This window comes from Phormidesmis priestleyi BC1401 (genome assembly GCF_001650195.1).
GTDB classification, from domain to species: Bacteria; Cyanobacteriota; Cyanobacteriia; order Leptolyngbyales; family Leptolyngbyaceae; genus Phormidesmis_A; species Phormidesmis_A priestleyi_B.
On sequence record NZ_LXYR01000032.1, the window covers coordinates 1 to 26,451 of the forward strand.

29 protein-coding genes and 1 tRNA gene are annotated in these 26,451 nt (G+C 47.9%); 9 read left to right on the top strand and 21 right to left on the bottom strand.

From position 1 onward, the window contains the following. Window positions 1–548 precede the first annotated feature (548 nt). Window positions 549–986, top strand: a complete 438-nt coding sequence (locus A8707_RS16290; RefSeq protein ID WP_068818292.1) for a YidH family protein — start codon at window positions 549–551, stop codon at window positions 984–986. Window positions 987–1,221: 235 nt separating this feature from the next. On the opposite strand, the gene A8707_RS16295 is transcribed toward A8707_RS16290, so the two are convergent. The 6 genes from A8707_RS16295 to A8707_RS16320 all read right to left on the bottom strand — a co-directional run bounded on the left by A8707_RS16295 (window position 1,222) and on the right by A8707_RS16320 (window position 5,779). Then, entirely contained in the window at window positions 1,222–1,722 is a 501-nt protein-coding gene (locus tag A8707_RS16295) for a hypothetical protein (protein WP_068818293.1), read from the bottom strand. A 16-nt stretch (window positions 1,723–1,738) separates the two neighbouring features. Then, on the bottom strand, window positions 1,739–2,251 hold the full coding sequence (gene fldA / locus A8707_RS16300) for a flavodoxin FldA (RefSeq protein ID WP_068818294.1): 513 nt from the start codon (window positions 2,249–2,251) through the stop codon (window positions 1,739–1,741). A gap of 103 nt (window positions 2,252–2,354) precedes the next feature. Next, window positions 2,355–2,768, bottom strand: coding sequence for a heavy metal-responsive transcriptional regulator (locus tag A8707_RS16305; RefSeq protein ID WP_068818345.1), 414 nt, complete (start codon window positions 2,766–2,768; stop codon window positions 2,355–2,357). A 9-nt stretch (window positions 2,769–2,777) separates the two neighbouring features. Further along, window positions 2,778–3,272, bottom strand: coding sequence for a cupredoxin domain-containing protein (locus tag A8707_RS16310; RefSeq protein ID WP_068818295.1), 495 nt, complete (start codon window positions 3,270–3,272; stop codon window positions 2,778–2,780). 18 nt (window positions 3,273–3,290) lie between these two features. Beyond that, entirely contained in the window at window positions 3,291–5,543 is a 2,253-nt protein-coding gene (locus A8707_RS16315; protein WP_068818296.1) for a heavy metal translocating P-type ATPase, read from the bottom strand. Between the two features lie 38 nt (window positions 5,544–5,581). After that, entirely contained in the window at window positions 5,582–5,779 is a 198-nt protein-coding gene (locus A8707_RS16320) for a heavy-metal-associated domain-containing protein (RefSeq protein ID WP_068818297.1), read from the bottom strand. A 407-nt stretch (window positions 5,780–6,186) separates the two neighbouring features. On the opposite strand from A8707_RS16320, the gene A8707_RS16325 reads away from it, so the two are divergent. After that, window positions 6,187–6,891 carry a DUF305 domain-containing protein gene (locus tag A8707_RS16325; RefSeq protein ID WP_231948108.1) on the top strand — a complete coding sequence of 235 codons (705 nt, stop codon included), beginning with the start codon at window positions 6,187–6,189 and terminating at the stop codon, window positions 6,889–6,891. A 215-nt stretch (window positions 6,892–7,106) separates the two neighbouring features. On the opposite strand, the gene A8707_RS16330 is transcribed toward A8707_RS16325, so the two are convergent. From A8707_RS16330 to A8707_RS16380, 11 genes are all read right to left on the bottom strand, one after another. Continuing rightward, entirely contained in the window at window positions 7,107–7,394 is a 288-nt protein-coding gene (locus A8707_RS16330) for a response regulator (protein WP_074382517.1), read from the bottom strand. A gap of 216 nt (window positions 7,395–7,610) precedes the next feature. Continuing rightward, window positions 7,611–7,684, bottom strand: a tRNA-Pro gene (locus A8707_RS16335). 47 nt (window positions 7,685–7,731) lie between these two features. Continuing rightward, complete coding sequence (locus tag A8707_RS16340) at window positions 7,732–8,097, bottom strand: DUF1818 family protein (RefSeq protein WP_068818300.1); 366 nt, start codon at window positions 8,095–8,097, stop codon at window positions 7,732–7,734. 5 nt (window positions 8,098–8,102) lie between these two features. Next, a complete protein-coding gene (locus A8707_RS16345) occupies window positions 8,103–8,648 on the bottom strand; it encodes a hypothetical protein (RefSeq protein ID WP_068818301.1) in 546 nt (181 codons plus the stop codon). A 511-nt stretch (window positions 8,649–9,159) separates the two neighbouring features. Beyond that, window positions 9,160–9,519: a hypothetical protein gene (locus A8707_RS16350; protein ID WP_068818302.1), complete on the bottom strand. Its 360-nt coding sequence runs from the start codon at window positions 9,517–9,519 to the stop codon at window positions 9,160–9,162. Between the two features lie 33 nt (window positions 9,520–9,552). Next, window positions 9,553–9,789 (bottom strand): DUF4926 domain-containing protein, encoded by a 237-nt coding sequence (locus tag A8707_RS16355; protein ID WP_068818303.1) that lies wholly within the window; start codon window positions 9,787–9,789, stop codon window positions 9,553–9,555. Between the two features lie 9 nt (window positions 9,790–9,798). Beyond that, a complete protein-coding gene (locus A8707_RS16360) occupies window positions 9,799–10,038 on the bottom strand; it encodes a type II toxin-antitoxin system HicA family toxin (RefSeq protein ID WP_068818304.1) in 240 nt (79 codons plus the stop codon). After that, window positions 10,038–10,259: a type II toxin-antitoxin system HicB family antitoxin gene (locus tag A8707_RS16365; protein ID WP_068818305.1), complete on the bottom strand. Its 222-nt coding sequence runs from the start codon at window positions 10,257–10,259 to the stop codon at window positions 10,038–10,040. The genes A8707_RS16360 and A8707_RS16365 overlap by 1 nt, the downstream gene beginning before the upstream one ends. A 104-nt stretch (window positions 10,260–10,363) precedes the next feature. Next, window positions 10,364–12,721, bottom strand: a complete 2,358-nt coding sequence (locus tag A8707_RS16370) for an NACHT domain-containing protein (protein WP_231948113.1) — start codon at window positions 12,719–12,721, stop codon at window positions 10,364–10,366. Between the two features lie 319 nt (window positions 12,722–13,040). Further along, entirely contained in the window at window positions 13,041–16,268 is a 3,228-nt protein-coding gene (locus A8707_RS16375) for a glycoside hydrolase family 15 protein (RefSeq protein WP_068818307.1), read from the bottom strand. A gap of 111 nt (window positions 16,269–16,379) precedes the next feature. Further along, the gene (locus A8707_RS16380; RefSeq protein ID WP_068818308.1) at window positions 16,380–17,801 is read right to left on the bottom strand and encodes an amidohydrolase; all 1,422 of its coding nucleotides are present in this window, start codon (window positions 17,799–17,801) and stop codon (window positions 16,380–16,382) included. A 188-nt stretch (window positions 17,802–17,989) separates the two neighbouring features. Between A8707_RS16380 and gap the strand changes: the two genes are divergently transcribed. The 7 genes from gap to A8707_RS16415 all read left to right on the top strand — a co-directional run bounded on the left by gap (window position 17,990) and on the right by A8707_RS16415 (window position 22,508). Further along, entirely contained in the window at window positions 17,990–19,015 is a 1,026-nt protein-coding gene (gene gap, locus A8707_RS16385; RefSeq protein WP_068818309.1) for a type I glyceraldehyde-3-phosphate dehydrogenase, read from the top strand. A gap of 117 nt (window positions 19,016–19,132) precedes the next feature. After that, the gene (locus A8707_RS16390) at window positions 19,133–19,462 is read left to right on the top strand and encodes an ArsR/SmtB family transcription factor (protein WP_068818310.1); all 330 of its coding nucleotides are present in this window, start codon (window positions 19,133–19,135) and stop codon (window positions 19,460–19,462) included. A gap of 124 nt (window positions 19,463–19,586) precedes the next feature. Then, window positions 19,587–20,669, top strand: coding sequence for an ACR3 family arsenite efflux transporter (gene arsB, locus A8707_RS16395; RefSeq protein ID WP_068818311.1), 1,083 nt, complete (start codon window positions 19,587–19,589; stop codon window positions 20,667–20,669). Between the two features lie 16 nt (window positions 20,670–20,685). Next, a complete protein-coding gene (locus tag A8707_RS16400) occupies window positions 20,686–21,147 on the top strand; it encodes a phosphatase domain-containing putative toxin (RefSeq protein WP_068818346.1) in 462 nt (153 codons plus the stop codon). Window positions 21,148–21,150: 3 nt separating this feature from the next. Continuing rightward, on the top strand, window positions 21,151–21,828 hold the full coding sequence (gene arsH, locus A8707_RS16405) for an arsenical resistance protein ArsH (RefSeq protein ID WP_414858406.1): 678 nt from the start codon (window positions 21,151–21,153) through the stop codon (window positions 21,826–21,828). 18 nt (window positions 21,829–21,846) lie between these two features. Continuing rightward, the gene (locus A8707_RS16410) at window positions 21,847–22,164 is read left to right on the top strand and encodes a DUF433 domain-containing protein (protein WP_068818347.1); all 318 of its coding nucleotides are present in this window, start codon (window positions 21,847–21,849) and stop codon (window positions 22,162–22,164) included. Between the two features lie 14 nt (window positions 22,165–22,178). After that, window positions 22,179–22,508 carry a DUF5615 family PIN-like protein gene (locus tag A8707_RS16415; protein WP_068818313.1) on the top strand — a complete coding sequence of 110 codons (330 nt, stop codon included), beginning with the start codon at window positions 22,179–22,181 and terminating at the stop codon, window positions 22,506–22,508. Between the two features lie 27 nt (window positions 22,509–22,535). Here the strand turns inward: A8707_RS16415 and A8707_RS16420 are convergent, their stop codons facing one another. From A8707_RS16420 to A8707_RS29790, 4 genes are all read right to left on the bottom strand, one after another. Continuing rightward, a complete protein-coding gene (locus A8707_RS16420) occupies window positions 22,536–24,881 on the bottom strand; it encodes an ATP-dependent helicase (protein ID WP_331711724.1) in 2,346 nt (781 codons plus the stop codon). 208 nt (window positions 24,882–25,089) lie between these two features. After that, entirely contained in the window at window positions 25,090–25,395 is a 306-nt protein-coding gene (locus tag A8707_RS29780) for an SNF2-related protein (protein WP_231948109.1), read from the bottom strand. Window positions 25,396–25,497: 102 nt separating this feature from the next. After that, entirely contained in the window at window positions 25,498–26,046 is a 549-nt protein-coding gene (locus A8707_RS29785) for a phospholipase D-like domain-containing protein (RefSeq protein ID WP_068818315.1), read from the bottom strand. A 102-nt stretch (window positions 26,047–26,148) separates the two neighbouring features. Then, window positions 26,149–26,391, bottom strand: a complete 243-nt coding sequence (locus tag A8707_RS29790; RefSeq protein ID WP_068818316.1) for a phospholipase D-like domain-containing protein — start codon at window positions 26,389–26,391, stop codon at window positions 26,149–26,151. Window positions 26,392–26,451 lie beyond the last annotated feature (60 nt).

The window sequence follows — 26,451 nt, forward strand, 5'->3', positions numbered from 1 at the left end:
CAACGTCACCAAAAACGTCACTTGCGGTTTGCGAAAATGCCCACTTTGGTCAGTAGGCTCTGTACAATGACTTCCATCGCTATTCATCCGGTGCTTGGTTGATACTGGCACCCTGTCCGATGGATAGCTTTCCTGTCAAAAATTGTCCGGACTATTGTTGAACTAACGACACAAAATTCAAACAACAGTTCAAAAGAAAATGAAATTAAATCGCCTGATAATATGCTGAAAAAGATAGAAAAGATGGAGAGAAAAACTCAACACGAACACGCTGAAGCGTCTGTGAGAAGGATGGCGCAGAGAACACAAAAAGAAAGCGGTTGGACAAGATTGAATCTGCGCTAGAAACGAGAACGAAAGAAGAAATTCAGCGATCCGAGGAGAGAGCCATAAGGATATTTGACGAATTGAAAGCAAAAAGAAAGAGAGATTAAGGTTTGGGTCAGCTTTGTGGCAAGAAAAAGACACCTCTGCCATTTTACAGGCGATCGCTCAGTCCTATTTGCAGTCTAAAGTTATACTCTAGTCACTGAATACTACTGTTTGCAATGACTCCAGACTCCCCCGTTGACCGTCAACGAGAACATCAAGCCAACGAACGAACCTTTCTTGCCTGGGTCAGAACCTCGATCGCGCTGATTGGGTTTGGGTTTGCGATCGCCCGCTTTGGCATCTTTCTGCGCCAACTGGAGCTAACCCTGACTCAACAAGAACCCCAGGCTCGCTCCTTCTTCAGTTCTGAGCATCTTGGCGTTAGTTTAGTGGTGTTTGGGGTTGTGACGATCGCCCTAGCCGCGTGGCGATACAATCAGGTGTTTTGGCAAATTGAGCGCGGCAACTATCGTCCTGATCGTTCGATCGTGTGGCTGATGACGGCTGTTGTGATGGTTTTAGGATTGCTTAGTATTCCGCTACTGCTTTCACGCAGTCGTCTGCCCAGTGTTCCTGCTGCGCCCATTAAACCTCAGTCTAGGCAGCCGTTTTGACACTCATCAGAAAATTGTCTATCGTGCCAGACTCCCTTTCTCAAAGTGTTCGGTTGCAACCCTGATTGATGATTTGCATATCACCGATGCAGCAGAGGCAGGGCAAGCTCTTTAAAGCAATGAGCAATGGAAAGAGCAATTGCAGCAGCTTCCGATCGACTGTATCTTGGGGCTTGGGTATACTCCTTCTGTCTTGATGTCTACCTGTGCCTTGATCGAACAGGGTCAGCATAAACTAGGTGAGAGGCAAGATTGAGCTTCTCCGTCTGAACTCGGAGAGGTGACGTTTGACGAACCAGACCACAAGGGGCGGAATCAGCACCCACTGAAAGAGCGGCAGCAGTCCAGTCCCCAAGAATGGAAGGGTTGGCATCAGGTCAGCATATTTCCATTGACTAAATATCTTAGTAGCTAGAGCTTCAAAGATGACTGTAATGACGACGCCTACTAGGATAAAGCTGCTGACTTGCCAGTATTTAAGGTTATGAAACCATTGCCGTGATTTTGAGATCACCGCAACCGCCCAAAAAGCAGCGATCGAGATTCCAACGTCCCCAACGGTCGCGAGAGTACAGTTTCTGATCATATCGAAGCAAGAAGAATCAGATGGAATCTGATAAAACGGCATTTGCTGCATTTCCCAGAAGAAATTCAACAGAAATGAGAATATACCAATGTTCCACTCCGGCAAATTCAGCCAACGAAAGGAGCGAATGACGCTTGTATTGTGTGTCATATAACAACTGATTGAGTCATACACCAAACGCTGGTTTCAGTTCAGCAACCCAAGTTTTGATCCGCTCCTCGGTCAGTTCAGATTGATTATCTTCATCCAGAGCGAGACCCACAAATTTACCATCCCGAACGGCTCTAGACTCATTAAAGTCGTAACCATCAGTAGACCAATACCCCACCGTTGTACCACCCTGTTCAGAAATTTTCTCTTCCAAGATGCCGATCGCGTCTTGAAAACTATCGGCATAGCCTACCTGATCACCGATCCCAAAATAGGCGACTTTCTTGCCCGTGAAATCAACGTTATCTAGCTCATCGTAGAAGCTGTCCCAATCGTCCTGAAGCTGACCGACATTCCAGGTTGGACACCCAACAATGATATTGTTATAGTTCTCGAAGTCACTGAGTTCAAATTTCGCAACATCATACAACGTCACAGCTTCTTCACCACCAAACTCCTTTTGAATTAGTTCTGCTTCAGTTTGGGTATTCCCGGTTTGAGTTCCATAAAATAAGCCAATCTTAGACATATTTCACTCCTTTAAACTTATTAGTGGTCAATGGCTAACGATTCGTAATTCGCGCAACTTTGAAGGAACCGATGAATCCTATGATCTTTTGAGTTCTCTAAGATCAAACCTGCTCAATGATTGGACAAATGGTTGCCGCCGAGTTTTGGGGCAAAATAGCTTCTCCAGCCAGAAGTCTTCCTAACTCCCGTCTGAGAATTTGGAGTTCCTGAATTTGTCGATCGACCTCTATAAGCTTGTTTCTCAGACTTTCTTGAACGCGATCACACGGCAAATCACCTTGGTCGTGAATCTCTAAAAACTCTCGAATTTCTAACAAGCTCAATCCTAATTTTTGAGCGCGTTTAATAAAGTTTAAGCGGGCGAACACATCAGCGCTAAACAATCTAAATCCGCCCTCCGTCCTGCCCATCGTTTTGAGTAAGCCTAGTTCCTCATAATAGCGAATCGTTTTGATCGGAATCCCACTTTCTTTGGCAACGGAACCAATCAGTTTTGTCTCTTCTTGAACAACCATCTTGATCACCTACTCTGCTTTCACAACTCCCCGAAACATATTCATGCCACAGGTAAAGGGATAGTCACCCGGTTTCTCTGGCGTAAACTCGATCGACGTAATCTGATTCATGGCTAAGTCAGCCGCAATGTGGAAATCTGGAAACAAAACTTTCTCTAAGCAGCTACTGGAATCTTTGCGAAAAAAGTTTAGCTGCACAGGTTGACCTGCTTTGACCACCACTTGACTCGGCTCATAGCCCCCATCCACATCGATCGTGAGGGTCTGAACGCCTTGCTCAACGGTGGATCGCTGTGCCTTTGGTTTGCCGAGAAACCACCAAAGTTCCAATCCAATCAGAGCGATTCCCCCAACTGCAACTCCAGCTTTGACGGCGATCGGTTGCTCAATGCGCTGAAATTCATTCGGTGTAGAACGCTCCATTGGCATTTGTGCAGACGCGGATGCAGCGCCCAGCAACAAACTCAGACCTACTAAACGTCCTAAAATTTTGCGTCGGTTCATGGTGTTGTCCCTTCCTGATTAGGTCAGTGTTTTAGGCTGAAAGTTGCGTAAGCGCAGAGCATTGGTGACGACTGAAATAGAACTCAGTGCCATTGCACCGCCAGCAATCATCGGACTGAGCAACCAGCCAAAGAATGGAAATAAAATCCCCGCCGCGATCGGAATCCCAACAATGTTGTAAATGAATGCGAAGAAGAGATTTTGACGGATGTTTCTCATCGTAGCGCGACTGAGCTGAATGGCAGTGACAATGCTTTGAAGATCGCCAGAGATTAACGTAATGTCACTCGCTGCGATCGCCACATCAGTTCCCGTCCCGATCGCGATCCCAACCTGCGCCTGAGCTAAAGCGGGTGCATCATTGATGCCATCCCCCACCATTGCCACAATTTTTCCTTCTTTTTGAAGGGCGGCAATTTGAGCGACTTTTTGGTCGGGGCGAACTTCAGCAATTACACGACTAATCCCCACTTCACGGGCGATCGCGTCTGCAGTTTGCTGATTATCTCCAGTCAGCATGATCACGTCTAGACCGAGTTTCTTCAGCGATCGGACTGCCTGAACCGAGGAAGGTTTCAGCGCATCGGCAATCCCCATTAATCCCTCAAGTTTGCCGTCGACTGCAATCCAGACGGCGGTTTTACCCGATGCTTCTAACTGACTTTTTTGCTCTCGCAATGCCTGAGAGTCGATTCTAAGTTCTTCCATCCAGCGCTGAGTGCCGATTTGGACGACTTGATTAGACATTGTGCCCTCAACGCCACTGCCAGCAACTGCTTCAAAGTTCTGCACGTCTCCTAACGCCACTTCTTGAGACTGAGCATAGCGAACTACCGCTTCCGCTAACGGATGTTCCGAGTTTCGCTCAACCGATGCCGCTAATCTCAGGAGTTTCAATTCGCTTTGATTCGCAGTACCGTTTACCGTTAGAAAGTCTGTTACGGTTGGTTTTCCTTGCGTTAACGTTCCCGTTTTATCTAGCACGATCGTTTGGATTTGATGCGCCAATTCTAAACTGTCTGCCCCTTTGATCAAGATTCCGTTTTCGGCTCCCTTTCCAGTACCCACCATAATCGAGGTTGGAGTGGCTAATCCCAATGCACACGGACAGGCGATAATTAGCACGCCAACGGTTGTAATCAGAGCCAGAGTTAGATTTCCGAGGGCGAGAAACCAGATCACAAAAGTGGCGATCGCGACCCCAATGACAACAGGCACAAACCAACCAGTGACGCGATCGGCTAACCGCTGAATCGGTGCTTTTGATCCTTGAGCTTGCTGCACGAGTTGAACAATCTGTGCCAGTAGGGTGTCTTTTCCAACTCGGGTCGCCCGAAACTTAAAGCTACCTGTCTTATTGATTGTTGCCCCGATCACTTCATCTCCAGCTTGCTTTTTAACGGGCATACTTTCGCCAGTCACCATCGACTCATCAAGCGTCGAAGATCCGTCCACCACTTCGCCATCAACGGGAATCTTTTCGCCCGGACGCACGACCACGACATCCCCAATCTGCACATCCTGAATCGGGACTTCCAGTTCTCGCCCATTGCGAATAATGCGAGCATCTCGTGCCTGCAAGCCAATCAATTTGCGAATCGCATCCGAGGTTTGCCCCTTGGCGCGATTCTCAAACAATCGACCCAGCAAAATTAGCGTAATGATTACCGAGGACGCTTCGTAGTAAACCTCCGGTGTCAAGCCTTGGGTAGTGAAGAAACGCGGGAAAACAGTTGCAAAGATCGAGTAGAAGTAAGCAGACCCGGTTCCGATCGCCACCAATGTATCCATCGAAGCTGCGCGGCGCTTAAGGGCTTTCCACGCATTCTTAAAGAAGTCTCCTCCACACCAAAACAGCACCGGAGTTGCCAGCACGAGTTGAATCCAAGGATTGTCAAGCCCTCGAATCAACGGTAAATTCAGCATGGCAGACATTGCGCCCACCACAATCAAAGCACTCAAAGCGCCGCCAACGATCACCTTGCGTTTGAGTTGACGCGACTCGGCTGCCCGCATCGATTTTTCAGCATCATCCTCGCCCGTCACCATCGTTTGTTCTTGCAGCGAGAATGCAGAATATCCCGCTTCGCTGACGGCATCCTGAATCGTGTCCAGGTCGGTCTTACGAGGGTCGTAGGTGACAGTTGCTTGTTCAATGCCAAAATTAACGTTACTTTCGCTAACTCCAGGAACAGTGCGAATCGCGTCTTCAATGCTGTTTGCGCACGAAGCGCAGCTCATGCCCCGCAGCTTGAGCGTTACAGTTTCCATGTTTAAACTCCTTTAGCTTTGCTTGAAAAAGCACCTCGTCACGAAGCGACGGTATATCCAGCCGCCGTAATCGCGTCTTTGATTGCCGTTTCAGACTGCTGAGTTTCGATGTTCACAAGCTTGGTTTTGGGGTCAGCTTCGACTTTGGCAGTGGTATCGATCGCTTTCACCGCTTCAGTGATCGTGGTGACGCAAGCAGAACACGCCATATTGGGAACCGTGAGTTGAAGTGTCATGATGGTTAAAGAAAAACAATTGGATGTAAAACTTACTTCTATCTTGATCTCTCCAGCCCACTAGAGAGTCAAGCGATTTTGTGAAAATCATCCTTAGGTGTGAGTGAGACCGACCAAAAAAGACTGCCCGATCGAGGCTGTTAAGCAGATAAACCGGGCAGCATCTGTCTTCAACGCCCAAGATCTTGCCTGTCATTTCGCTGGTCTAAATTTTGCTTTTTCAGATGAATCTAAATCTCATCCTGATCTCAGTTTCTATGAAATACTAAGCAGTTGCGCCAGATAGGGCATTTCTGTCTTGTACTTCATCGTCTCCAACCAAGTTGAGCGATAGAGTTGACTCTCCAGTGAACCGGAGAGTGCAGAATTGAAACGCTGTTGTGATTGAACTTTAGATGACACTACAAATGATGCAAAAACGTGCTTTGAGTGGCTTTTGGACAGTAGCGTGGATGACGATCGCCACCTCTGGAGGAGTGTTAACCGCCTGTTCAAATGCTTCTCAACCTTCGGTTCAAGCGTCCCCAAGCCCTGCGGCGACTGACACAGGTTTCATGAAGGGAATGGATCACAGCACCATGGATCACAGCAGCATAGGCAGCATGAGCATGGATCTGGGTCCTGCCGATGCCGACTTTGATTTACGATTCATGGATGCCATGACTTCGCACCACCAGGGAGCCGTGATGATGGCAAAAGAAGCCAAGCAAAAGTCAAAGCGCCCAGAAATCAAAAATTTAGCATCCGACATCATCAAAGCTCAAGATCAAGAAATTGCTCAGATGAAGCAGTGGCGAACCGCCTGGTATCCCAAAGCAGAAAGCACCCCAATGGCGTATAACTCCAAAATGGGAAAAACGATGCCAATGCTGTCTGACCAAATGAACGGCGTGATGATGAACAGGGATCTCGGTGCCGCCGATGATCAGTTCGATTTACGCTTTATCAATGCGATGATTCCGCACCACGAAAGCGCAGTGGTGATGGCAACCGATGTGTTGAGCAAAACAAAGCGTCCAGAGGTCAAGAAACTAGCTGAAGACATTGTTTCATCCCAGCAGGCAGAAATTGCTCAGATGAAGCAGCGGCGCAAAGCCTGGTATAACCAGTAACTCAACTCTCGCAGTTCTAAAGCAACCTTTTTAGAATTGCGGTGATGAGTTTCAAGGAGGGAGCCAAGCGGCTCAGTCTGCGGGATCAATTCAGATAGATGCCGAAACCGCCAAGCGAATAGGGCTAAAGATCGAACCCGTGACTCGCCAGCGATTAGCCTTTGGCGTGAAAGCCACGGGACAGATCGAATCTTTGCCCAACCAGCCAGTAGAAGTCACGACTCCGGTCGGCGGAACTGTGTTGCAGTTGTTGGTGAAGCCAGGAGAACGGGTGAAACGGGCAACTGATAACCTCGTCGATCGCAGAGGCGTTGACATAAGCGGATTCCATCCAGCTTGGGCAGCATGATATCGAGAAATAACAAGTCATAGCTGAAGGCTTCTAGTAAGTTCCACCCGGCTAACTCATCTGCCGCAGGTTCGACCAAAGAATGCTGATCGGTCAAGGCTTCAGTAACAGCATCCGCGATGCGATCGTCATCTTCAACAAACAAAATTCTCACGACAGTGGGATAAAACGGCTATGGAGTTTGGGCATTGGGGTCACGCCTTGAGTTGGATGCAGGCTGGGATCTTACTGATCCCAAAAAGCCCCCATCAAATGCCCAAGATTACCCAAATTTGTCCTAGATTGCTCCACCTCTTGCGTCCAGACCAATGCTTTTTGCGTTCGCCCCAAAAACGCAAAGACCCGCTACTAGAGCGGGTCTTGCCTACGATCGGAGCGACAGGATTTGAACCTGCGACCCCTACTACCCCAAAGTAGTGCGCTACCAAGCTGCGCTACGCCCCGATGTCGCTTAACAAGCATAGCATAGGGGATTGCATCCAACCAAGCGGTCAAAAAACTTGAAGCGTCTGAAGAGCGGGTAAGAGGTGAGCAACGGCTGAGGCAGACCAAAACCCTTCACCTCGGCGACCTGTGAGGAGAATTAATCGAAGACTGTAGGCGTGGGGATAGCCTTCAACTTCTAGCCAGAGGAGAGCGCTTTCGGCTTCGCAGGCGATCGTTTCTTCATCCATCAGTTCAGTGGTCATTTGCTGCATCGTGCGGCTGAGTTGTTCGAGCAGCCGGGAAAAGTCTTGTAGTTCGAGTTCGGTGAGTTCGATCGCCCAGTGGTCTCCGCCGAGGAGTCCTTTAAATTCGGGGGCTTCGGCATCCCAGCCAACACGCCAATCGCTGCCGCTTTTTAATAACCGTCCCATTATAGTTAGGGCTTGAGGAGTTGAGCACCGCTGGGTTGAATCGGGCGATCGGGGATGGTTGGAGGGAGTTGAGGGCGGGAAACGGGGGCTGTGGGCTGATCAGAAGTAGGGCTGAAAAGGTTTACGAGGGTTTGAACGAGAGTGTTGCGCTGTTTGAGGGTGAGGCGGTTAACGACGGCACGATCGCGGTCTAAGGGATTTTTTCTCAGGTTGTTTGAGCCAGGATAGTCGGAGTCGATGATGGGTTCGTTGATGCCCAGATAGTCGCCTAGTGTCATTTTCCAGTCAAGGCGGTAGTTGATGGGGCGACCTTTGACATATTGGTGATAGCGAATCATGCGGCTGACAAGGGTGTTGTTAGGGTCAACTTTTTTAGTTTCACGGTTGACGTATTGATTTTCTAGGGGCAGGTCGGGGATCTTCTCATAGACTTGCTTCCAGGCATCTTGGGGTCTAATAGCTTGGGCAATGGCTGGGGTGAACTGGAAGAAGGCAGTGCTAAGGATGAGGGCAGCGATCGTGAGGGTGGTTTGCTGAATGGGGCGCTTCATAAGATTGCTCAACTCTCTAACTTCATCCTTCATCCTTAGTACTTTATCTTATAGACCTATTTGAGGATTATTTTGTGGCTTATTCGTCTTATATGAGACCACCGATGAGACTTAGAGTGAGTCTTATACGAGACAGATGCGACGAGTAATGGTCTTCTGCAGTGTGCGTATCGTCGGAACCAATATCAGGTGATGTGCAACTAATTTACCCTCATCCCAACCCTTCTCCCTAGGGAGAAGGGCTTTCAGATTCTTTCTAGTTCCCTCTCCTTGGGGAGAGGGCTAGGGTGAGGGCTGTATTCTCAAGCATTTGAGAGAAGTTGCACATCGCCTAATATCGTCTTCTAACAGCACAATGACTCGAACTCTATCGTGTTTATATTCAAGCAGAGGACGATCGAGCGTGAGTTGTCTGTTGCGGTCGATCGTGCCCGTGACTCCAAGAAATTAGCGAGATTGATCCAGGGGTTCCATTCGCGTCTGTTTCCGATGCTTCGGGTTCTGATTAAAATTATTTCACGTCTTCGGAAACTCCTTCGAGAAAGGCGATGAAGCCTTTGCCCCAAGGGTTTTGTTCTGCAAAGTGTTCTCCAACTTTGAGGGCTGCTTTTTTGCCGCCGTTGTAAAGTCGTTTGAGGCTCATGAGATCTTGCCATTGCGGAAGTTGCTTGGCTTTGATCTCGGTGAATTCTGCATCAATGATTCTGAGTGCTTGTTGCTCGTTTTCTACGAACGTGTATTTTTGCTCTAAGGTGCGAATGACTTGCACGATCGCGTTGAGGGCTGTGTCGCTTTCTGACTGAGTAGGATTCACAATCATGTCCCCTTCGACGTTTCCGGCTGCACCGTGGACTGAGCCGTGAAAGTTCATCTAAATTTTGGATTGGTTAGACATGAGTGTGACTTATGAGTTAGGGGTTGACTGAACGGATATAACTTTTTGCAGATGATTAGCAGCGATCGTCAAAAGTGCTTGGGTAGTGCCATCGGGATTGACGAATTCAACTTCAAAGGTTTGACCGTTGGGATAGGCGTGAACGATCGCGCCTCGATCGCCTTGCTTTAACCCGTGTTCTGGCAGGTTATGACTTAGGGCAACAACATCTAATTCCTGAATGGGTGTATCGAGTTGATAGGTCATGGCGATCGCTCACACTTGATTGTAAGCGTTTAGAAACTCTTCCCTTGAAACAGTGATCTGTGTGCAGATTGCTCTCAATGTTCCACTCTTAATTCGGGTTTGGTTGGGCATGACGAGTGGTGTTTCTGTACCATCTTCATTTTCTCGTGTCATGACAATGTGTTCTCGTTCACGGACGATCTGGAAGCCCATTGACTCAAAGGTTTTGATGACTCGATTCTTAGGAGCATCAACTGGAAACTTGCTCATCAAACCGCGATCGCTGCTTCGTCAATAAACACTTCGACGGGTGATGTGTCTTCTAAGTTTTCTTTGCCGAAGACTTCGATATAGGTGGCGATCGCTGACTTTACATCGGATAGGGCTGCTTCGTAGGTGTCACCTTGTCCGACGATCGCTCCGACGATGCCGATCGGGTAAGCGACGTATCCATCGGGATGTTTCTCGATAATGATTTTGAACTGCTTCATTGATTTTCAGGATTAGCAGAGTGAATTCTGTGTTCAGTGTATCGCAGTTAAATCAGGTTGTTCGGTTACAGAATGTTTGTGGGGTTGACGATCGAGCGATCGTGTCACGGGTCTACTGGATCAGAGGTTGACGCTGGCGGTTGAACGTTCAAATCCCCTTCGATGTTGCCTGTGACTCCATAAGCTGGAGCATAGAAATTAAAGATATTTTGAGCGATCGCTTGTTCCGACTGTTGATCGCTTGTCTTTGCTCCTGTAGGGGCGATCGTTCTCTCTATCGAAGTCACGGGTTCTGCATTGTAGCGTTTGCAGCGATTTTGGATCGCGATTAGAGTGTCGATATTTTCGTAATCGAAACCCTCATAGTTCAGGCATTGCTTAAGTTCAGAGATATCAGCTTCTGAACCAGTTTCGTGTAGCCAATCAATCGCATTCACACTCGCCTCACAATTTTCATCTTCAAGGATTTTAAATGATGGTGGAATTGCTCTATGTTCGCCAATTTTTTTCAACGAACTAGCTGCTCTGTCACGCACACGCGAGTCCTCATCTTTGAGCAATTCAGCTAATGGTAGGATTGCTGTATCTGAACCAATTTCTCCTAACGTATGTGCTGCAACTTCACGCATATAGGAGTTCTCATCTTCAAGGAGTTCAACTAATAGCAAAACTGCTATGTCTGTACCAATTTTACCAAGCGCAAAAGCCGTTTCCCAACGCACACTAAAATCTTCATCTCTAAGAAGTTCAACTAATAGTGGAATCACTGCATCTGTACCGATCTCACCAAGTGCAAGAACTACATTCTTGCAAACATCTACCTTTCCGTCTTTGAGAAGTTTAATTAATGATTGAATAACCGCCTCTGAACCGATCTTTCCCAACGCGAAAGCCGCACTTTCACGAACATCAACATCCTCATCTTTAAAAAGATTGATCAATGGTGGAATGGCTGCTTCTGAACCAGCTTCACCTAGCCCATCAGCCGCTTTCCAACGCACAAAGGAGTCTTCATCTTCAAGAAGTTCAATTAACGACTGAATGACAGAATCTGAACCAATTTCACCTAGTGCAAAAGCTGCCTTCCCACGTATAAAAGAGTCTTCATCTTTAAGACACTCAATCAATGCTGGAATGGCTGCCTTGGATCGCCCCACACCCAACAAATGAATCTTGAACATCTGCGGAAGATTCAACGATCGCACCATCTCGATCGTCTGCTCCTGCCATTCTGGTTTCACCTTCCCCGCCAACCTTGCGCCCAGTTGCCAATCGACCTCTAACGCCGATCTCACCACTCGCAGCGCCTCTTGTTCATCCTCCACCAGTTCCAGCATCAGCGCAAAGGGTTCCGTCCATTTCAGATAGTTGAGGTAGTCCCATTTCAGACAATCATTATTCAGTTGTGGTAATTGTCTTAATAACTGTTCCGCTGCGTAATACTCCTGAAACAGTTGATGGTGAAATTCGATTTTGTTTGGCTCCGATGCCACTTGTAACAAATGATATTTGAGCAAGTCTTTAAGCCATCGTTTCGCTTTCGTAGCAGGGTCAGTTTCTCCCCGTTGCCGTAGCCATTTCTCTAGCCAGTCTTCTGCTGTTCTGCGGTCTATTTGCAACACAAACTCGGTTGGCTGATCTCCAAAACGCATCATGCAGCCTGCCAAATGCTGCAAAAGCTCATTCTTAAACTCATAAAATCCCTCAGAAACCACGATCGTTCCTTCAGCTTTGTGAATCGTGTCGTAGTCCTGAATAAACTTCCGCCGAAATAACTCTCCACGATTTTGAGGAACAGGCTGATCAGGGCGATACACTTCACACAGCATCGTCAACATCAATGGCGTTTCTGCAAGATCTCGCAAGCGATCGCCCATCGCTTTCAACAGTGCCTTTGCGTGACCTGGCAAACGCATCTCAACAAACCGCCGCATCTGAGGCTCAGTCAACGACACCATTTCTAGCTTGTGTTCGATCGCAATACTTGTGCCCAATTCCCGTGAGGTAAATACCATCGGCACCTGTTCATAGTCGGCTCGAAAACTCTCGACTTCACAGATTGCTGTTGGCACTTCGTTCAGCCCATCTAGCAACACCAAAATCCGCCCCTCAAACAGCAAATCTTCAATCAAGTCTTGCTTCAGCCGGAGTTTGTTCCGTCGAAATGTTGCTTCTAATAAATCCAGCACCGATTTATGATTCGACCCGTCCAATTCCCGCAACTCCACCAACACCGGAATTAGTAGACCTGGATTGGTCAGTGCCGCCTGTGCCTCTTCCCACAGCAACCGCTTTAGCGCTGTTGATTTGCCTGATCCTGGCTTGCCCACCAGCAACACTTGCGGCGACTTTTGATGTTGTGCTATGGACTGCCGTAACCCTGCCAATACCTCAAATTGTTTCGGTTCATCCTTGAGATCGTCACTCTTCACACCATTCTGGACGGGTGGACAAGATTGCACCTTCAACGGCAATTGTGCAGTAGTCGGCGTGTACAACTCCCGGCTATCCTTGGTTGCGCGATCAAGGATAGTTTGTAAATATAGCTACCGCCACATAGGTTAGGACAGGGACATTTTTGGCAGCACGCGAAGCACACTACCAAAAATGTCCTAAGCAAAGTGGCGATGGCTATACAACCGAAAAAAATCAGGCGGCAAATCGAGGCTCATAGGACAAAAAGCATTTGACTTTGAGCGATCGTCAAATCGCTCTCCCCATCCTAATCAATCCGCTAGAGCATTCAGTGATTTTGTCTGCTTTGGTAATAAACACAACCCTCTAAGCAGGATTGGCTTGCCCCAACTGCGTCAAGAAGCGCATCGCTTTTGCAATATAGCTGGCACAGTCATAAGGCGACGATTCGTAAAACGCTCGCCACGCCGATCCTTTGTGTTCATCGTAGCGATCGGACAAGTCTGGAAATTTGTCTAACCAGGCTAATCGGACTGCGTGACCAATTAACACATCTAACACGATCGACTCTTCAATTTTGAAATCAGGATTGCGTTGCGCGATCGTGGCTAATTCCATCATCGCTTCTATATTCACCTGACGATATTCTGGCGCTTGAATTTTGTTTAATAAGTGTTCAATTTTGAGTGCAAAGTTTTTCTCTCCAGCAGTCATTTCCATGATCAGTCGTTCGCTATCAAGGCGGTTGCGGCGTTCTAATTTGTCGCCAATTACCAACCCTTCGCAGTGATTTAGAAGTTGCCATACGCTCGGATAAAAATCTTTCGGGACACGATTCAACGATCCGTCTAGCTGACGTTTGCGCCACCAATCCTGATTCGCAGGTTCGACTTCGGTTTGCTCATCTAACAAGACGACCCATTCGATGCCCCGATCGGGCAATTTTACCCGAAGTGATTCTTGCTTAAACAACGCCTGATTGAGATCAGCATATCCCACTAGAATCTGTCGCAGTCGAGTCTTAATCTCAAACGGACTGAGTTGCATCAAGTATTCATAGGCTTCGTCTTGAGTGAGCTTTAATTCTTGCGCGAGTTCGGTAGTGATCAGCAAGATTAGATAGCCGACTCGCAGAGTTAGTAATCCTTGAAAGAGGTCTGGCTCGCTTTTGATTAGCAAACTCAGATAGATGATAATTTCTTGAGTGAGAACCCGATCGCGAATATCTTCTCGACAAAAATGATGAATCTTTTCAAGCACTTCGATGTAGGGCAACGGCTGCATAATCAGCGAATCTTCACTGTATGCCCGTCCAACCGAAATCTGTTTTTGTCGCACCAAAATGTCGGTGACGGCATCCGATAACCCGACATCAACTTTGTCTAGTAAGCCTGCTGCCCGTCGCACAATTCCCCAATAGGGACCTGACGCATCGCCCTTACTGGCTTTGGCGTAGACTTCGTTGACTAAATCTGTGAGGGCGATCGCAGGCTGCGATTTGGTCAAACGAGTATCAAAATCTAATCCTTCGAGACGAACGAGTGTACTCAATATCTCAATCTGTTCGTAGAGATTATGAGACTCGCGCAAGTTCGATATCAGAGCATTAACATCAGTTTCATACTCCAGCTTAAATTCTTGCGAAGTGCTCAACGGGTCGTTTGTTTCGGGGTGATAAACTAGATGATAGTTTGGCAGCGTCATGTCAACCACAGACGAGGGCGGAAACTCAAAATCGTGGAGCGAGTCAATGCGTTCGGTTCCAGCAGTGAGGGCAAGCTGATTGAGGCGACCTAGCTGCACCGGAATATCACCACAGCGACCTTCTTGTAGGTCTTGCACGAGATTGATCAGCGCCTCTCGTCCTAGTTCCAGCATCTCATTTGTGAGCAGCAGCGTCATAGTGGGTTTGCCCAAATCTTGCCAGTGGCGATGGGTGTAGGCAAGTTCGCTTTTGATATTGGAGACGAGAAAGTGATAGTCGAGGGTGACATAAAAACGTCCTGGCTCTAGAAAAGATGGCAGAAACACGATCGTTTCTCCACAGATTTTAAACACTCTCGAAGTCGTCAAACTTCGCATTCGGCGCATCGGGCGACCCGTTAAATTGAGTTTGTCGCTGCGTCCAACCTGAGCATAGGCGGCGGCTAAGTCTCGCGCATAGCGAACCTGAATCGGCTCGACTTGTTTAAGCGTTTGAGTTGTGATGTTGTTGGCAGCTAGTTTGGACTGTAACTCTTCGTCTTCTGCCAAGAGCGCAATTTGAACCGTTGCCTTGCGTTTTTGACCAATGCGGAGGTGACAGCCGATCGGGTCAACATCTCCAACTGCCAACAGTCCCTCATTCATCATTTGCGCGAGAAGATAGAGACTCTGTGCCCACACGAGCGGAATGTTTTCATTGGGCAACCGAGTTTGACTAGAAGGATTTGCCTTTTCTTGCTCGATCGCGTCTTCAGGAACGTAGTACAACTCTGGCAGCAAGTCTAAGCCGTCTCGTTTGACAACCAGTTGAGCAAGTTTATCGAGATAGTTTTGTGCCTGTGGGCGATCGCCGCGAAACAATCCATCTAATGCTAAATAGGTAAAGAACAGCGACCATTCGCACTCGATATGTTCAAATTGCTTGAGTTCCCACGGCTCATAGTGGAGTCGGCTACCGTCTTCTAAAACGGTTTGGTGTCCGTCTCGCAGAAAGCGTTTGCAGCCATAGCGACCTTGCAGCAGATTGACAATTTTGGTGCGCGTACGATCGACGAGTTGCACATCTTCAACCGCAAACGCCGGAAAGCTAATCACGCTCAATAGAGCAGCATCGACTTCTTTAGAGCTAGACTCTCTGGGCAATAAGGATTCGAGCGTGGTGCGACATCGAGCAATCTCATCGGGCAACACATGAATCACCGATGCCTGACTGCCATGCACACCAAATAAATTTAGCCCGTTTAGCGCTTCGAGTGCCGCCTTTGCCATCCCAACCGAACTGGCATTTAGTTCAGGGTTGCCGTGATTGATTTTGTTGCCTCGCTCCCAGATGCCATAATCGGGCGTGCGATAGGTTCTGCCGATGTAGTAGACGAGATTTTGAATAAAACTCACTTCATCAATGGTGAAGACGATCGAGAGTCCTGATGCGGTCATTTGCGCCAACATCAATAGAAAAATTGAGGTCGCGTCAAGCTGCAAATGTCCCCATTCGTCGTCGCCGACTACGGTGCTTCCAGTGTCAGTGTCATATTTGGCATGAAGGGCATCGAGAGGGGCTTGATTAGCTTTGAATTTCTCAACTTTTTCGGCTTGTCGCATCATCGAGAACAGCAAGCCGCGCATCAATTTAACAACGCTGTGTTCTAGCTCGTAGGTGCGTCCCCGATCGTCATCCAGCTTACGATAGGCGAGTCCCAATCCCCACACGGCGAGAATGCTGTAGACGTTATCGCGCACCCACGCGTCGGTGTAGTCGCCATGAGCGTTAACCGCCGTGCTGGCGGGCAACAGTCCAGAAATTGCATTCTGACGACTGAGAATGACGGCACGCACCTGTTCGTAGTAGTGATCTAACCGGGCTGCTAAATCAACGGGTTTGACTGCCATACCGCCCTCGCGTGAAAGAATTGAGCAAGTCTTAATTTTAAGCCTTTGTGGGGATGATGGATGGCTCGATCGAGAACCTGAGTTCTTACAACACTTAAGCAAGGCAAGATTTCAAGAATAGCCCAACGGTTTTGCTGATAATCCCATTACCGATCGATAGTGAAGTTCCATTTGTGCCACTGATGGAGCTTGGCGTTTCGGATTCCATTGACTTTGATCGAATAGTGATTGTCTTAGTTCGTCAACATTGACGTTACAAACTTCGTTATCTGAAACGACCGCTCTGCCATTCACCCAGACATGAGAAATAGCGTTGACTGGACGACCTAAAATCAGAAGCCCGATCGGGTCAGTGCGCGGCAACAGCGATAAGTTCATCAAGTCAACCATGATTAAATCGGCTTTTTTGCCCACCGTCAGCGAACCAAGTTGATCTCCTAAATTCAAGCCCGTTGCACCGCCCAAGGAAGCCATCTCGATCGCGTGTCGCGGCGTGATCCAATTTTGATAATCGGGATCAGTGGTGTTATGCAAAATCGAGCCGATTTTAATCGCTTCTAGCAGGTCTTGAGAATCATTGCTCGCCGAGCCATCACACCCAAACGAGACATTCACGCCCGCCTGACGATATTTGAGAACCGGGGCAATGCCACTTCCCAGCCGCAGATTGCTGAGAGGATTGTGAACCACCGTTGATTTTGTCGCCGCCATGATTTCGATGTCGGCATCGTCGAGCCAGACACAGTGCGCTAACGAAGTCCGATCGCCCAAAAATCCAATCTGTTTGAGATGCTCAACCGCGCTACAGCCATATTTTTCTTGGGCGAGAATCTGCTGCGCTTTCGTTTCGAGCAGGTGAGCGTGACGACAGAGATGGTAGCGATCGCTCAACTCAACACATCCCTCAAACAAAGCATCCGAACAGAGTTGAATTCCAGTTGGCGCGACGAGAATATTCACCCCTTCATCCGGGCGATGATAGTGAGTAACGGCTTCTTGGACTAACGCCAGAGTTGCCGCCGTCGATCGCACATACTCATCGTGTTCCCGGTTAGCTCCCCCACTTGGAAGACCTGTCGATAACGCCTGATCTTGAATCAGAGGAGCCACAAATGCCCGAATTCCGACCTGACGATAGGCGCGAACCGCCGCCTCGATCGTCTCTAATTCTTGACCAGGGATCAATACCAAATGATCCACAACGCTTGTTCCGCCAGAGAGCAGCGTTTCGACAGCCGTTCCGATCGCGCTCAGGTAAGCTTTCTCTGGGTCGAGCGGTGTAAAGTCATAGAGTTCTGCAATCCACAACTCTAGCGGGACGGGCGGAATCATGCCGCGTTGCCACATCTCAGAAGAGTGTGTGTGAGCATTGACAAATCCTGGCAGAAGAAGTTTATTACGTCCGTCAATCAAAGTGCCAATGGGATCTAGATTCGGTGCGACCGCCGCAATGTGATCATCCACAATCTGCACATCGACCATCTCATAGGCTCGATCGCTAGGAATTAAAATGTTCTGAATAGTAAAACTCATGAGCAGAGGCAATAAGTAATAGATAGGCTATTAGATGTAGCGGATTACTCGATCGTCAAACTGTTACATTCGCTACAAAACCGATGACGCTATCCGAACGAAAAGATTACGCTGACGGCGATCGTCGATTAAGCACGCTAATCTAATTGAAAAATCTGACTCCATTACCGCTTTGAGGAACCTTTATCATGACCACGATTAAAGTAGGAATCAATGGATTTGGACGAATTGGTCGCCTTGCATTTCGGGCAGGTGTTGACAACCCCAATATCGAATTTGTGGGCATCAATGATTTGGTATCGCCCGACAATCTTGCTTATTTGCTCAAATATGACTCGACTCACGGCAGATTTAAGGGCACGATCGAGGCTAAGTCCGACGGCATTATTGTCAATGGCAAATTTATTCCCTGTACGGCAATTCGCAACCCCGCAGACCTGCCGTGGGGCACTCTCGGCGTAGATTATGTGATTGAGTCTACCGGATTTTTTACTGACTTTGCAGGCGCATCTAATCACCTTAAAGCAGGTGCAAAACGAGTGATTCTCTCGGCTCCGACCAAAGACCCTGAGAAAGTTCGGACGCTGTTGGTCGGCGTAAATCATCACCAGTTTGATCCGAGTCAGGACACGATCGTCTCCAATGCCAGTTGCACAACCAACTGTTTAGCGCCCGTTGCTAAAGTTCTTAACGATAGTTTTGGGTTAGCCGAAGGGTTAATGACCACCGTTCACGCCACCACAGCCACTCAGCCGACGGTTGACGGTCCGAGTCAAAAAGATTGGCGCGGCGGACGGGGTGCCTCTCAAAATATCATTCCCTCTTCGACGGGTGCCGCCAAAGCAGTAACGCTAGTCTTGCCAGAACTCAAGGGCAAACTGACGGGGATGGCGTTCCGAGTGCCCACACCGGATGTCTCTGTGGTGGATCTGACCTTCAAAACCGAGAAAGCGACGAGCTACAAAGAAATCTGTGCGGCGATGAAAGAAGCGTCAGAAGGCTCACTCAAAGGCATCTTAGGCTACACCGAAGATGAAGTCGTCTCAACCGATTTTCAGGGCGATACGCACTCTAGCATTTTTGATGCTGGAGCAGGCATTGAGTTAAACTCCAATTTCTTCAAAGTCATCTCGTGGTATGACAACGAGTGGGGCTATTCGTGTCGGGTGATTGATTTGATGGTGTCAATGGCAAAAAAAGAAGGCATTTTGTAGGAAAGATAAGGGATGAGGGATGAATTGATCAGGATTCAATTGATCCCCCGTCCTTCAAATTAAGACCAACGAACCACTAGATTTACTACTATTGAGAGGTCGATTCAATAAAACTGAATGCAAAAGACTACTTCACTTCCATCAACTTTAATTATTTTGGGGTTTCATGCACTTTCTGACCCTTTGCGGGTGCAAGTCGTTGATCTGCTGCGAGAGCAAGAACTTTGTGTGTGTGATCTCTGCGGAGTTTTGGAGGTGACGCAATCTAAATTATCTTTTCACCTCAAAACTCTAAAGGAAGCCCAGCTAGTTAAGGCTCGGCAAGAAGGGCGTTGGATCTACTACAGCTTGAATTTGTCCCAGTTTGTAGTTCTAGAGCAGTATCTCGCAGAACTGCGTCGCTTTAGCCCAATCCTACCGCCCCGAATCTGCAAAGACGAGGAATAATTCATCACCTTTAATTGAAGAGTCTTAAAACAACTCTCTAGAATTTGACTTGACAAATCAATTTTTCTTGAAATAATGAGGATGTGAACTCTTCATTTATGGGAACGTGATCCCTAAGTTTTGAATGAGACAATCCGTTTCCCAAACAAAACCTCTTTCTAAGCAACTGTCTTTTCTCGATCGCTACCTAACCCTCTGGATTTTTCTAGCAATGGCGATCGGGGTTGGCATTGGCTATTTTTTTCCTAGTGTCGATGTTGTGATCAATCAGTTTCAGGTCGGCACAACCAATATTCCAATCGCGATTGGCTTAATTTTGATGATGTATCCACCTCTCGCAAAGGTGCGATACGAGGAATTAGGCGATGTGTTTCGCAACGGCAAAATTTTGGGCATATCACTGCTTCAAAATTGGGTGATTGGACCGATTTTGATGTTTGCGCTGGCGATCGTCTTTTTGCGCGACTACCCAGACTACATGGTGGGCTTGATTTTAATTGGGCTGGCGCGATGTATCGCAATGGTTGTCGTCTGGAGCGATTTAGCAAAAGGCAACACCGAGTACACTGCTGGACTGGTGGCGTTTAACAGCATCTTTCAAGTCATTTTCTACAGTCCCTATGCCTGGTTTTTCATCTCAGTCTTGCCGCCGCTATTTGGCTTGCAGGGCAGCACCGTTAACATCAGCATTGCAGAGATTGCTAAGAGCGTATTCATTTACTTGGGCATTCCCTTTATCGCCGGATTCTTTACCCGATACTTTTTAGTGAAAGCGATGGGTAGACGCTGGTATCACGAAGAGTTTGTGCCTAGAATTAGTCCGATCACGCTGATTGCGTTGCTGTTTACGATCGTCGTAATGTTCAGCCTTAAAGGAAGTTTGATTGTACAAATTCCTTTAGATGTAGTTCGCATTGCGATTCCGCTATTGATCTACTTTGTGATTATGTTTTTCACGAGTTTCTACATGGCGTGGAAAATTAAAGCGGACTACTCGAAAGCGGCAAGTGTAGCATTTACCGCCGCAGGCAACAATTTTGAACTCGCGATCGCCGTTGCCGTTGCTGTGTTTGGCATCAATTCTGGTGCGGCGTTTGCAGCCGTGATTGGTCCGCTCGTAGAAGTGCCCGTGTTAATTGGTTTGGTAAACGTCTCATTTTGGTTTCAGCGCCGATTTTTTGTGTCTTCTCAACCCAATGCCCGTTAGTCTAAACAAAAGCGTCATGACACAGCCATTTATTCAACCGATCGCACAAAACGTCTGGTGGGTAATTCCCGGCAAACTGGCAGGAGTGCGAAAGCCAACATCCGAGGAATTGAATGAGCTACAGACTGCAGGGATAGGCGCGATCGTATCCGTGATGGATGATCCGTCTAATCTCGATGTCTACAAATACGCGGACATTCCTCATCTTTGGCTACCTATTAAAGGCGGCACAGCACCAACCCAGGAACAAATTCAGGAGTTACAAGACTTTGTAAATCATCAAAACCAGCTTGGCAATGCTGTAGCCATTCACTGCACGAGTGGACGGCGACGAACAGGAACGATGCTGGCAGCTTATTTAATCAATTCTGGTTCGTCCTATAACCAAGCGATGCAGACGATACAAAATGCGAATCCTGATGTTGACCTGCGCGAGGCTCAAACAACCTTCCTGCAAGCCTTAGCAGGATTGAAATAATAAATTCGCCGCTGTTTAAGTAAGCCCGATCGAGTTTGCAAATCTATGAGCAAATTTGATCATCCTCCCAGAATTCTATTTTTATATGGCTCTCTCAGAGAGCGTTCATATAGCCGTCTTGCTGCCGAAGAAGCTGCTCGAATTATTCAGGAATTTGGGGCAGAGGTGAGATTTTTTGATCCGCGTGAGCTACCAATTTATGGCAGCGTGCCTGACACCCATCCCAAAGTGCAAGAGTTACGCGAGTTAAGTCAATGGTCAGAAGGGCAGGTTTGGTCTAGCCCAGAGATGCACGGCAATATTACTGGCATTATGAAAAACCAAATTGATTGGATTCCTCTAACCATTGGAGCCGTTCGCCCGACTCAAGGTAGAACATTAGCGGTTATGCAAGTCTCTGGAGGTTCCCAGTCCTTCAATGCAGTCAATACCCTGCGGTTGCTCGGTCGCTGGATGCGGATGTTTACGATTCCTAATCAGTCTTCGATCGCCAAAGCCTATCAAGAATTTAACGAAGACGGCACGCTAAAAGACTCGCCTTATCGCGATCGTATGATTGACGTAATGGAAGAACTCTACAAGTTCACAACGCTCTTGAGAGAGCAAGTAGATTACTTAACCGATCGCCACAGCGAACGCAAGGACAAAGCAGCAAAGCAGTTTATGATCAAAAATAGCTAAATGAATGAGGCAACCATCATGACCTTCATCACAACCGGATACAAACACATTGAACTCAACGAGAACAATGTGCCGATCGTGGCAGGAACAACCATGAAGGTCGTTGAGCTAGTGACCTCACACCTTGTCTACGGCTGGAGTCCTGAAGAATTGCATTTTCAGTATCCCCACGTTGCTTTGAGCAAAATCTATTCAGCATTGGCTTACTACTGGGATCACAAAGCGGACATTGACGCAGATATGCAGCGACGGCTAGAGTTTGCAGAGCGATCGTGTCAAGAAGCAGATCCTTCTCCGATCGTTGCAAAGCTTCAAGCGAAAAGGCTGTTGCCGTGACGATCACTTTGTAAATGGATGACAACGTTCCCCGCCAGATCACGGTCGGGTTGAGGCTACGAGAGGTGGATGTCCTTTGTATCCAAGAAGACGGTCGGAAGGGGATTCCTGATCCGCTTGTTTTAGATCGAGCGAACGAACTTCAGAGAGTCTTGTTCACTAGAGATGATGATTTTTTAGCGATTGTTAAGCAGCTTCAGCAAAAAGAATCGAGTTTTTCAGGAGTCATTTATGCTCCTCAACAGCTTGTCAGCATCGGTGATTGCGTCAGAGATCTAGAACTCATTGCAAAGACTTGCGATTTGGAGGATTTCACAAGCCACGTTCAATATTTGCCACTTTAGGAGCAATCTACGAGATTACGTCTCACATCAAAAATCAACGTCGTCATCGTCTATCACAGAATCAGGAAATCGGGATTTGAGGGCTGGAATCACAGGACACGGCTTCCGATCGTCTAAGTTTTCCGATTTATTCCAGCTAAACGGCGCTCGTTTGGCGGCTGACATCCACAGCAAGCGTTTGGCTCTCGTCATCGCCACGTAAAGCAAGCGAAACTCCTCAGCAGTCTTGAGATAGTCTGCTCGTTTCCAAGCGGTCTCGATATCGGGAATCACTGTATCGTGCACGATCGCTCGAATCTGAGCGCGCGCCACTTCTGACAGAGTGAAGTCTCCCAAAAACTTCGCTTGAGGCGGCACATAAAGGCTTCCAGGAATCATATTTTCGTGCAGAAACGGAATAAAAACCGTGTCCCAGTCCAATCCTTTAGCTTTGTGCATCGTGATCACCGTCAGTTGGTTGGGACGGGTGTAGCGATCGTCATCTTCTGCTTCAACAGGTTCAAATCGCTCCGAACTAACAATCTCACTCAACGTTTCTAGCATTGCCCCTAGCGAGTTCTCAGTCGTTTGCTGCATGATTCGTTCTGACAGCTTATTTGCCGTTGCCAATTCGGTTTGATCGTAGTCCAGCGTGTAGGCGAGAAACGAGATTAACTGATAGAGCGGCAGTTCTAATCGAGCGCGGAGCAGACTGACGCAATAGTGACTCGCCTCTTTTACTTGAGCAGATTGGGGCGGGTCAAGGGGTGCCGGATACAAAAACTGTTCGGGAAAGGTCACGAGCGCGTTGAGATCTTGATTGGGAATTAATCGTCGTCCGACTAACGCTAAAAGAGCGGCTTTGAGATTGTCGGGAGAATGGGGACGATCGAGAAACTGCAACAGCGACAATATCTCTGCGGGAATGTGAGATTGACGATCGCGTTGTCCGACTTCAAACACGTCGAGATTATCGCCGTGCCAGCGTTTTAATTCTCGTGCGACAAATCGCCCTTGCTCATTGGTACGAACTAAAACCGCCGCTTGAGCATCGGGATTATCAGCAAATAAAGCGAGCGATCGCTGCCCAATCAATTCGACAGTTTTATAGACATCTTCTGGCGTATAAATTTCTAAACCTAGCCCGATCGGGACTGGATTTGCATCGGCTTGAGGATCGTCAAATGCGACGGGATGAATCGCTTGAGGACGAAACGGCGTAGCAGAAAATTGGGTTGTGGAATCGGCGATGAGTTCGATCGCTTCATCGTGACCATCAGCGACTCGGCTGTAATTGCGATTGACCCAAGACAAAACAAAGTTTGCTGCATCGATAATCACCTGACTGCTGCGACCTGCTTGATTCATTTCTGCCAGTCGATCGTCGTGGCTGCACTCTTGGCAAAATTGACGAAAGAACACCGGATCAGCCGGGGTAAACGTTGAGTTAATCGCCTGGTTGGGATCGCCGACTCGAACCAGATTTTGCTGATTTTCAGAGTCACTCGGATTGGTTGCTAACAGTTCTAACAGCTTGGTTTGCAGTGGGCTGGAATCTTGAGCCTCATCTTCAAACACGGCAAAGACTTGAGTTTGCCAACGCTCTCTAACACTCAGATTTTCAAGCACCCGCAATGCGCCTAAAATCATCTCGTCATAGTCGATCGAGTTCCTCGACTTTAGCTGAAGCTGATATTGCTCATAAAGTCCGGCGGCGATCGTCAAAATCGAGTCGTCAGCGAGTTGATTGCTGCGATCGCGCAACGCTTGCGGCATCAACCCCGAACTTTTTGCCTCCCGAATCACCGTATCTGCCAAAGCGGGCAAGACTTCAGTTCGCAAAACGGCTTGACGACGCAGCCGCTCGGTTTCTTCACCGTCAAACTGCTGCCCTTCTAATAGCTGCTGATAAAGCGACGGATTCAGCCCAATCCACTGCTCGACGCTGTTGCGAATCAAGCGATGACTTTGATTTGGCGTAATCAGCACACTCTCAGGATTCAACCCCGATAGCTCTGGATAGCTGCGCGCGATCGACCACGCCAACCCGTGCAGCGTATGCACCACAAACCCACCTTGAGGCAGTGCCAGCGTTTTGAGATACTCCCGAATTTTTGATTTGATATTGGCGGCTGCCGATCGGGTAAAGGTGACAACGACTAACTGCCGCCGAGCGTGAAGCTGATAACGCGCGATCGCCAACGCTGCCGCGACTGCCATGCCCGTTGACTTGCCTGATCCCGGCACTGCGGAAACTGCCAATCGTCCGCCTTGCCAGTCAGCAATTTCTTGCTGCCCCGGACGCAAACCGTCACGCAGCCGTTTGAGCAGTGGCTCTCGTGAAGGAGGAGAATTTGAGGGCGATCGGTCAACCAGCATAATCAAAAGCCGCAAAGTGAGTCGAGTATAATGACATTCTGACAGCAATTTAATTAGACTTTCTGCATAAATACTCCCTCACCTGGTATTCTAAAAACTTCCGTCCTTTGTCATCTTGAGCATAGTGAGTTTTAATAAAACTACGCGTTCGTCGTACCATATACAGCTTCATTAAATCTCGCCAATCATCAGCGTGATCACTAAACTCAAATGCTCGTAGCGATCATATTAGCACCTGATGCTTCCGCCTGAATGCCGCTTCGCCTCCTAGCTCATACAGAAGTTGTTCTGGACGAATGCCTAAATCTTTATCTTCAGGAATAAATAACCGTAGCTGTGCTGATAAGTCTAAATAGGTTTTGTTATGGGGCGTTGCGGTTAGCAAAATGCATTTGCTTTCGTTAATCGCAATGTATTCTTGAATGGCTCGATAGCGTTTTCCATCTGTGTTGCGGAGGTTATGGCTTTCGTCGATCAACACGACTCGATAGTGCCGCAAGTTAGGTAACTCGATTTGAACACGACTCATCGAAATTACTTCAGCAATCAGCCGATATTCCCGCACATAATCGCACCACACAGAGACGAGATTTTTGGGGCAGATGACCAACGTTTCTAACCACAAATCTTCCTATAGAATTCGTGCCAGCGCAGAACCCACCATCGTTTTACCCAATCCGACGACATCGCCAATCAACACGCCGCCGTGTTTGTTGACGTGCTGGGCAGCGATCTTCACAGCGGCACTTTGAAAGTCAAACAAGCGATCGCGAAACTCTTTTGGCACTCGATACTCAGACAACCCGATTCGCGCTTCTTGCGACAAGTGATAAGCGATCTTTAGATAAATGTGATAGGGCGAAATCAATGCCTCCCGCGCCCAGCTTTCATCGATCAGTTGCGCGAGTTCTTTAGGAATATCAAGACAAAAGCGATCGCTCCAAAGTCCGTCAAACCAGCGTTCTAATTTATTCGTCGCATCATGATCTAAAACATCGACGTTCAACTCTCCCTGATGGTGCAACCCAGAAAGCGTTAAGTTGCTGCTGCCAAGAAACCCGATCGTCGGTAAATTGGGGTTATTTTGGTAAATCAAATACAGCTTGGCGTGAAGTGAGTGTCGCAGATAGAGCTTGACGACAAATTTTCCTGCCTTGAGCTGATGGGCAAGTCGCTGCAAACCCGCTTCATCTTCGTTGGTCGGTGCTCCGATCGTCAGTTGCTCTCGAAACTCTTGCGCGGCTTGTTTCTTTAATCGAATTGCTTCACGCTGATCGATGTCTCATTCTGAGCCAGTCAGCGAAAGCGCACTTTCAAGCTGTTGACGCGGCATCTTTTGCATTCCCACAATCAGCCGACAGCAGCCTTGATCTCCGCCTGGAAGCTGCTCAATTAGGCGATCGAGTTGCTGCCAGCCTCGCAGATTAAAGTAATTCACACAGAAGTCTGCTCGTTTTGCAGCTTGCAGCGTTTCTCTCAAAACGGGCAACAACTTTAAGTCAATGTTGTCAAAAATTCGTGGCACGATGAATCTTGGCTAGACACTGCACTTCAACCTACAGCACTCTCACGCTTTTGCTTAAGT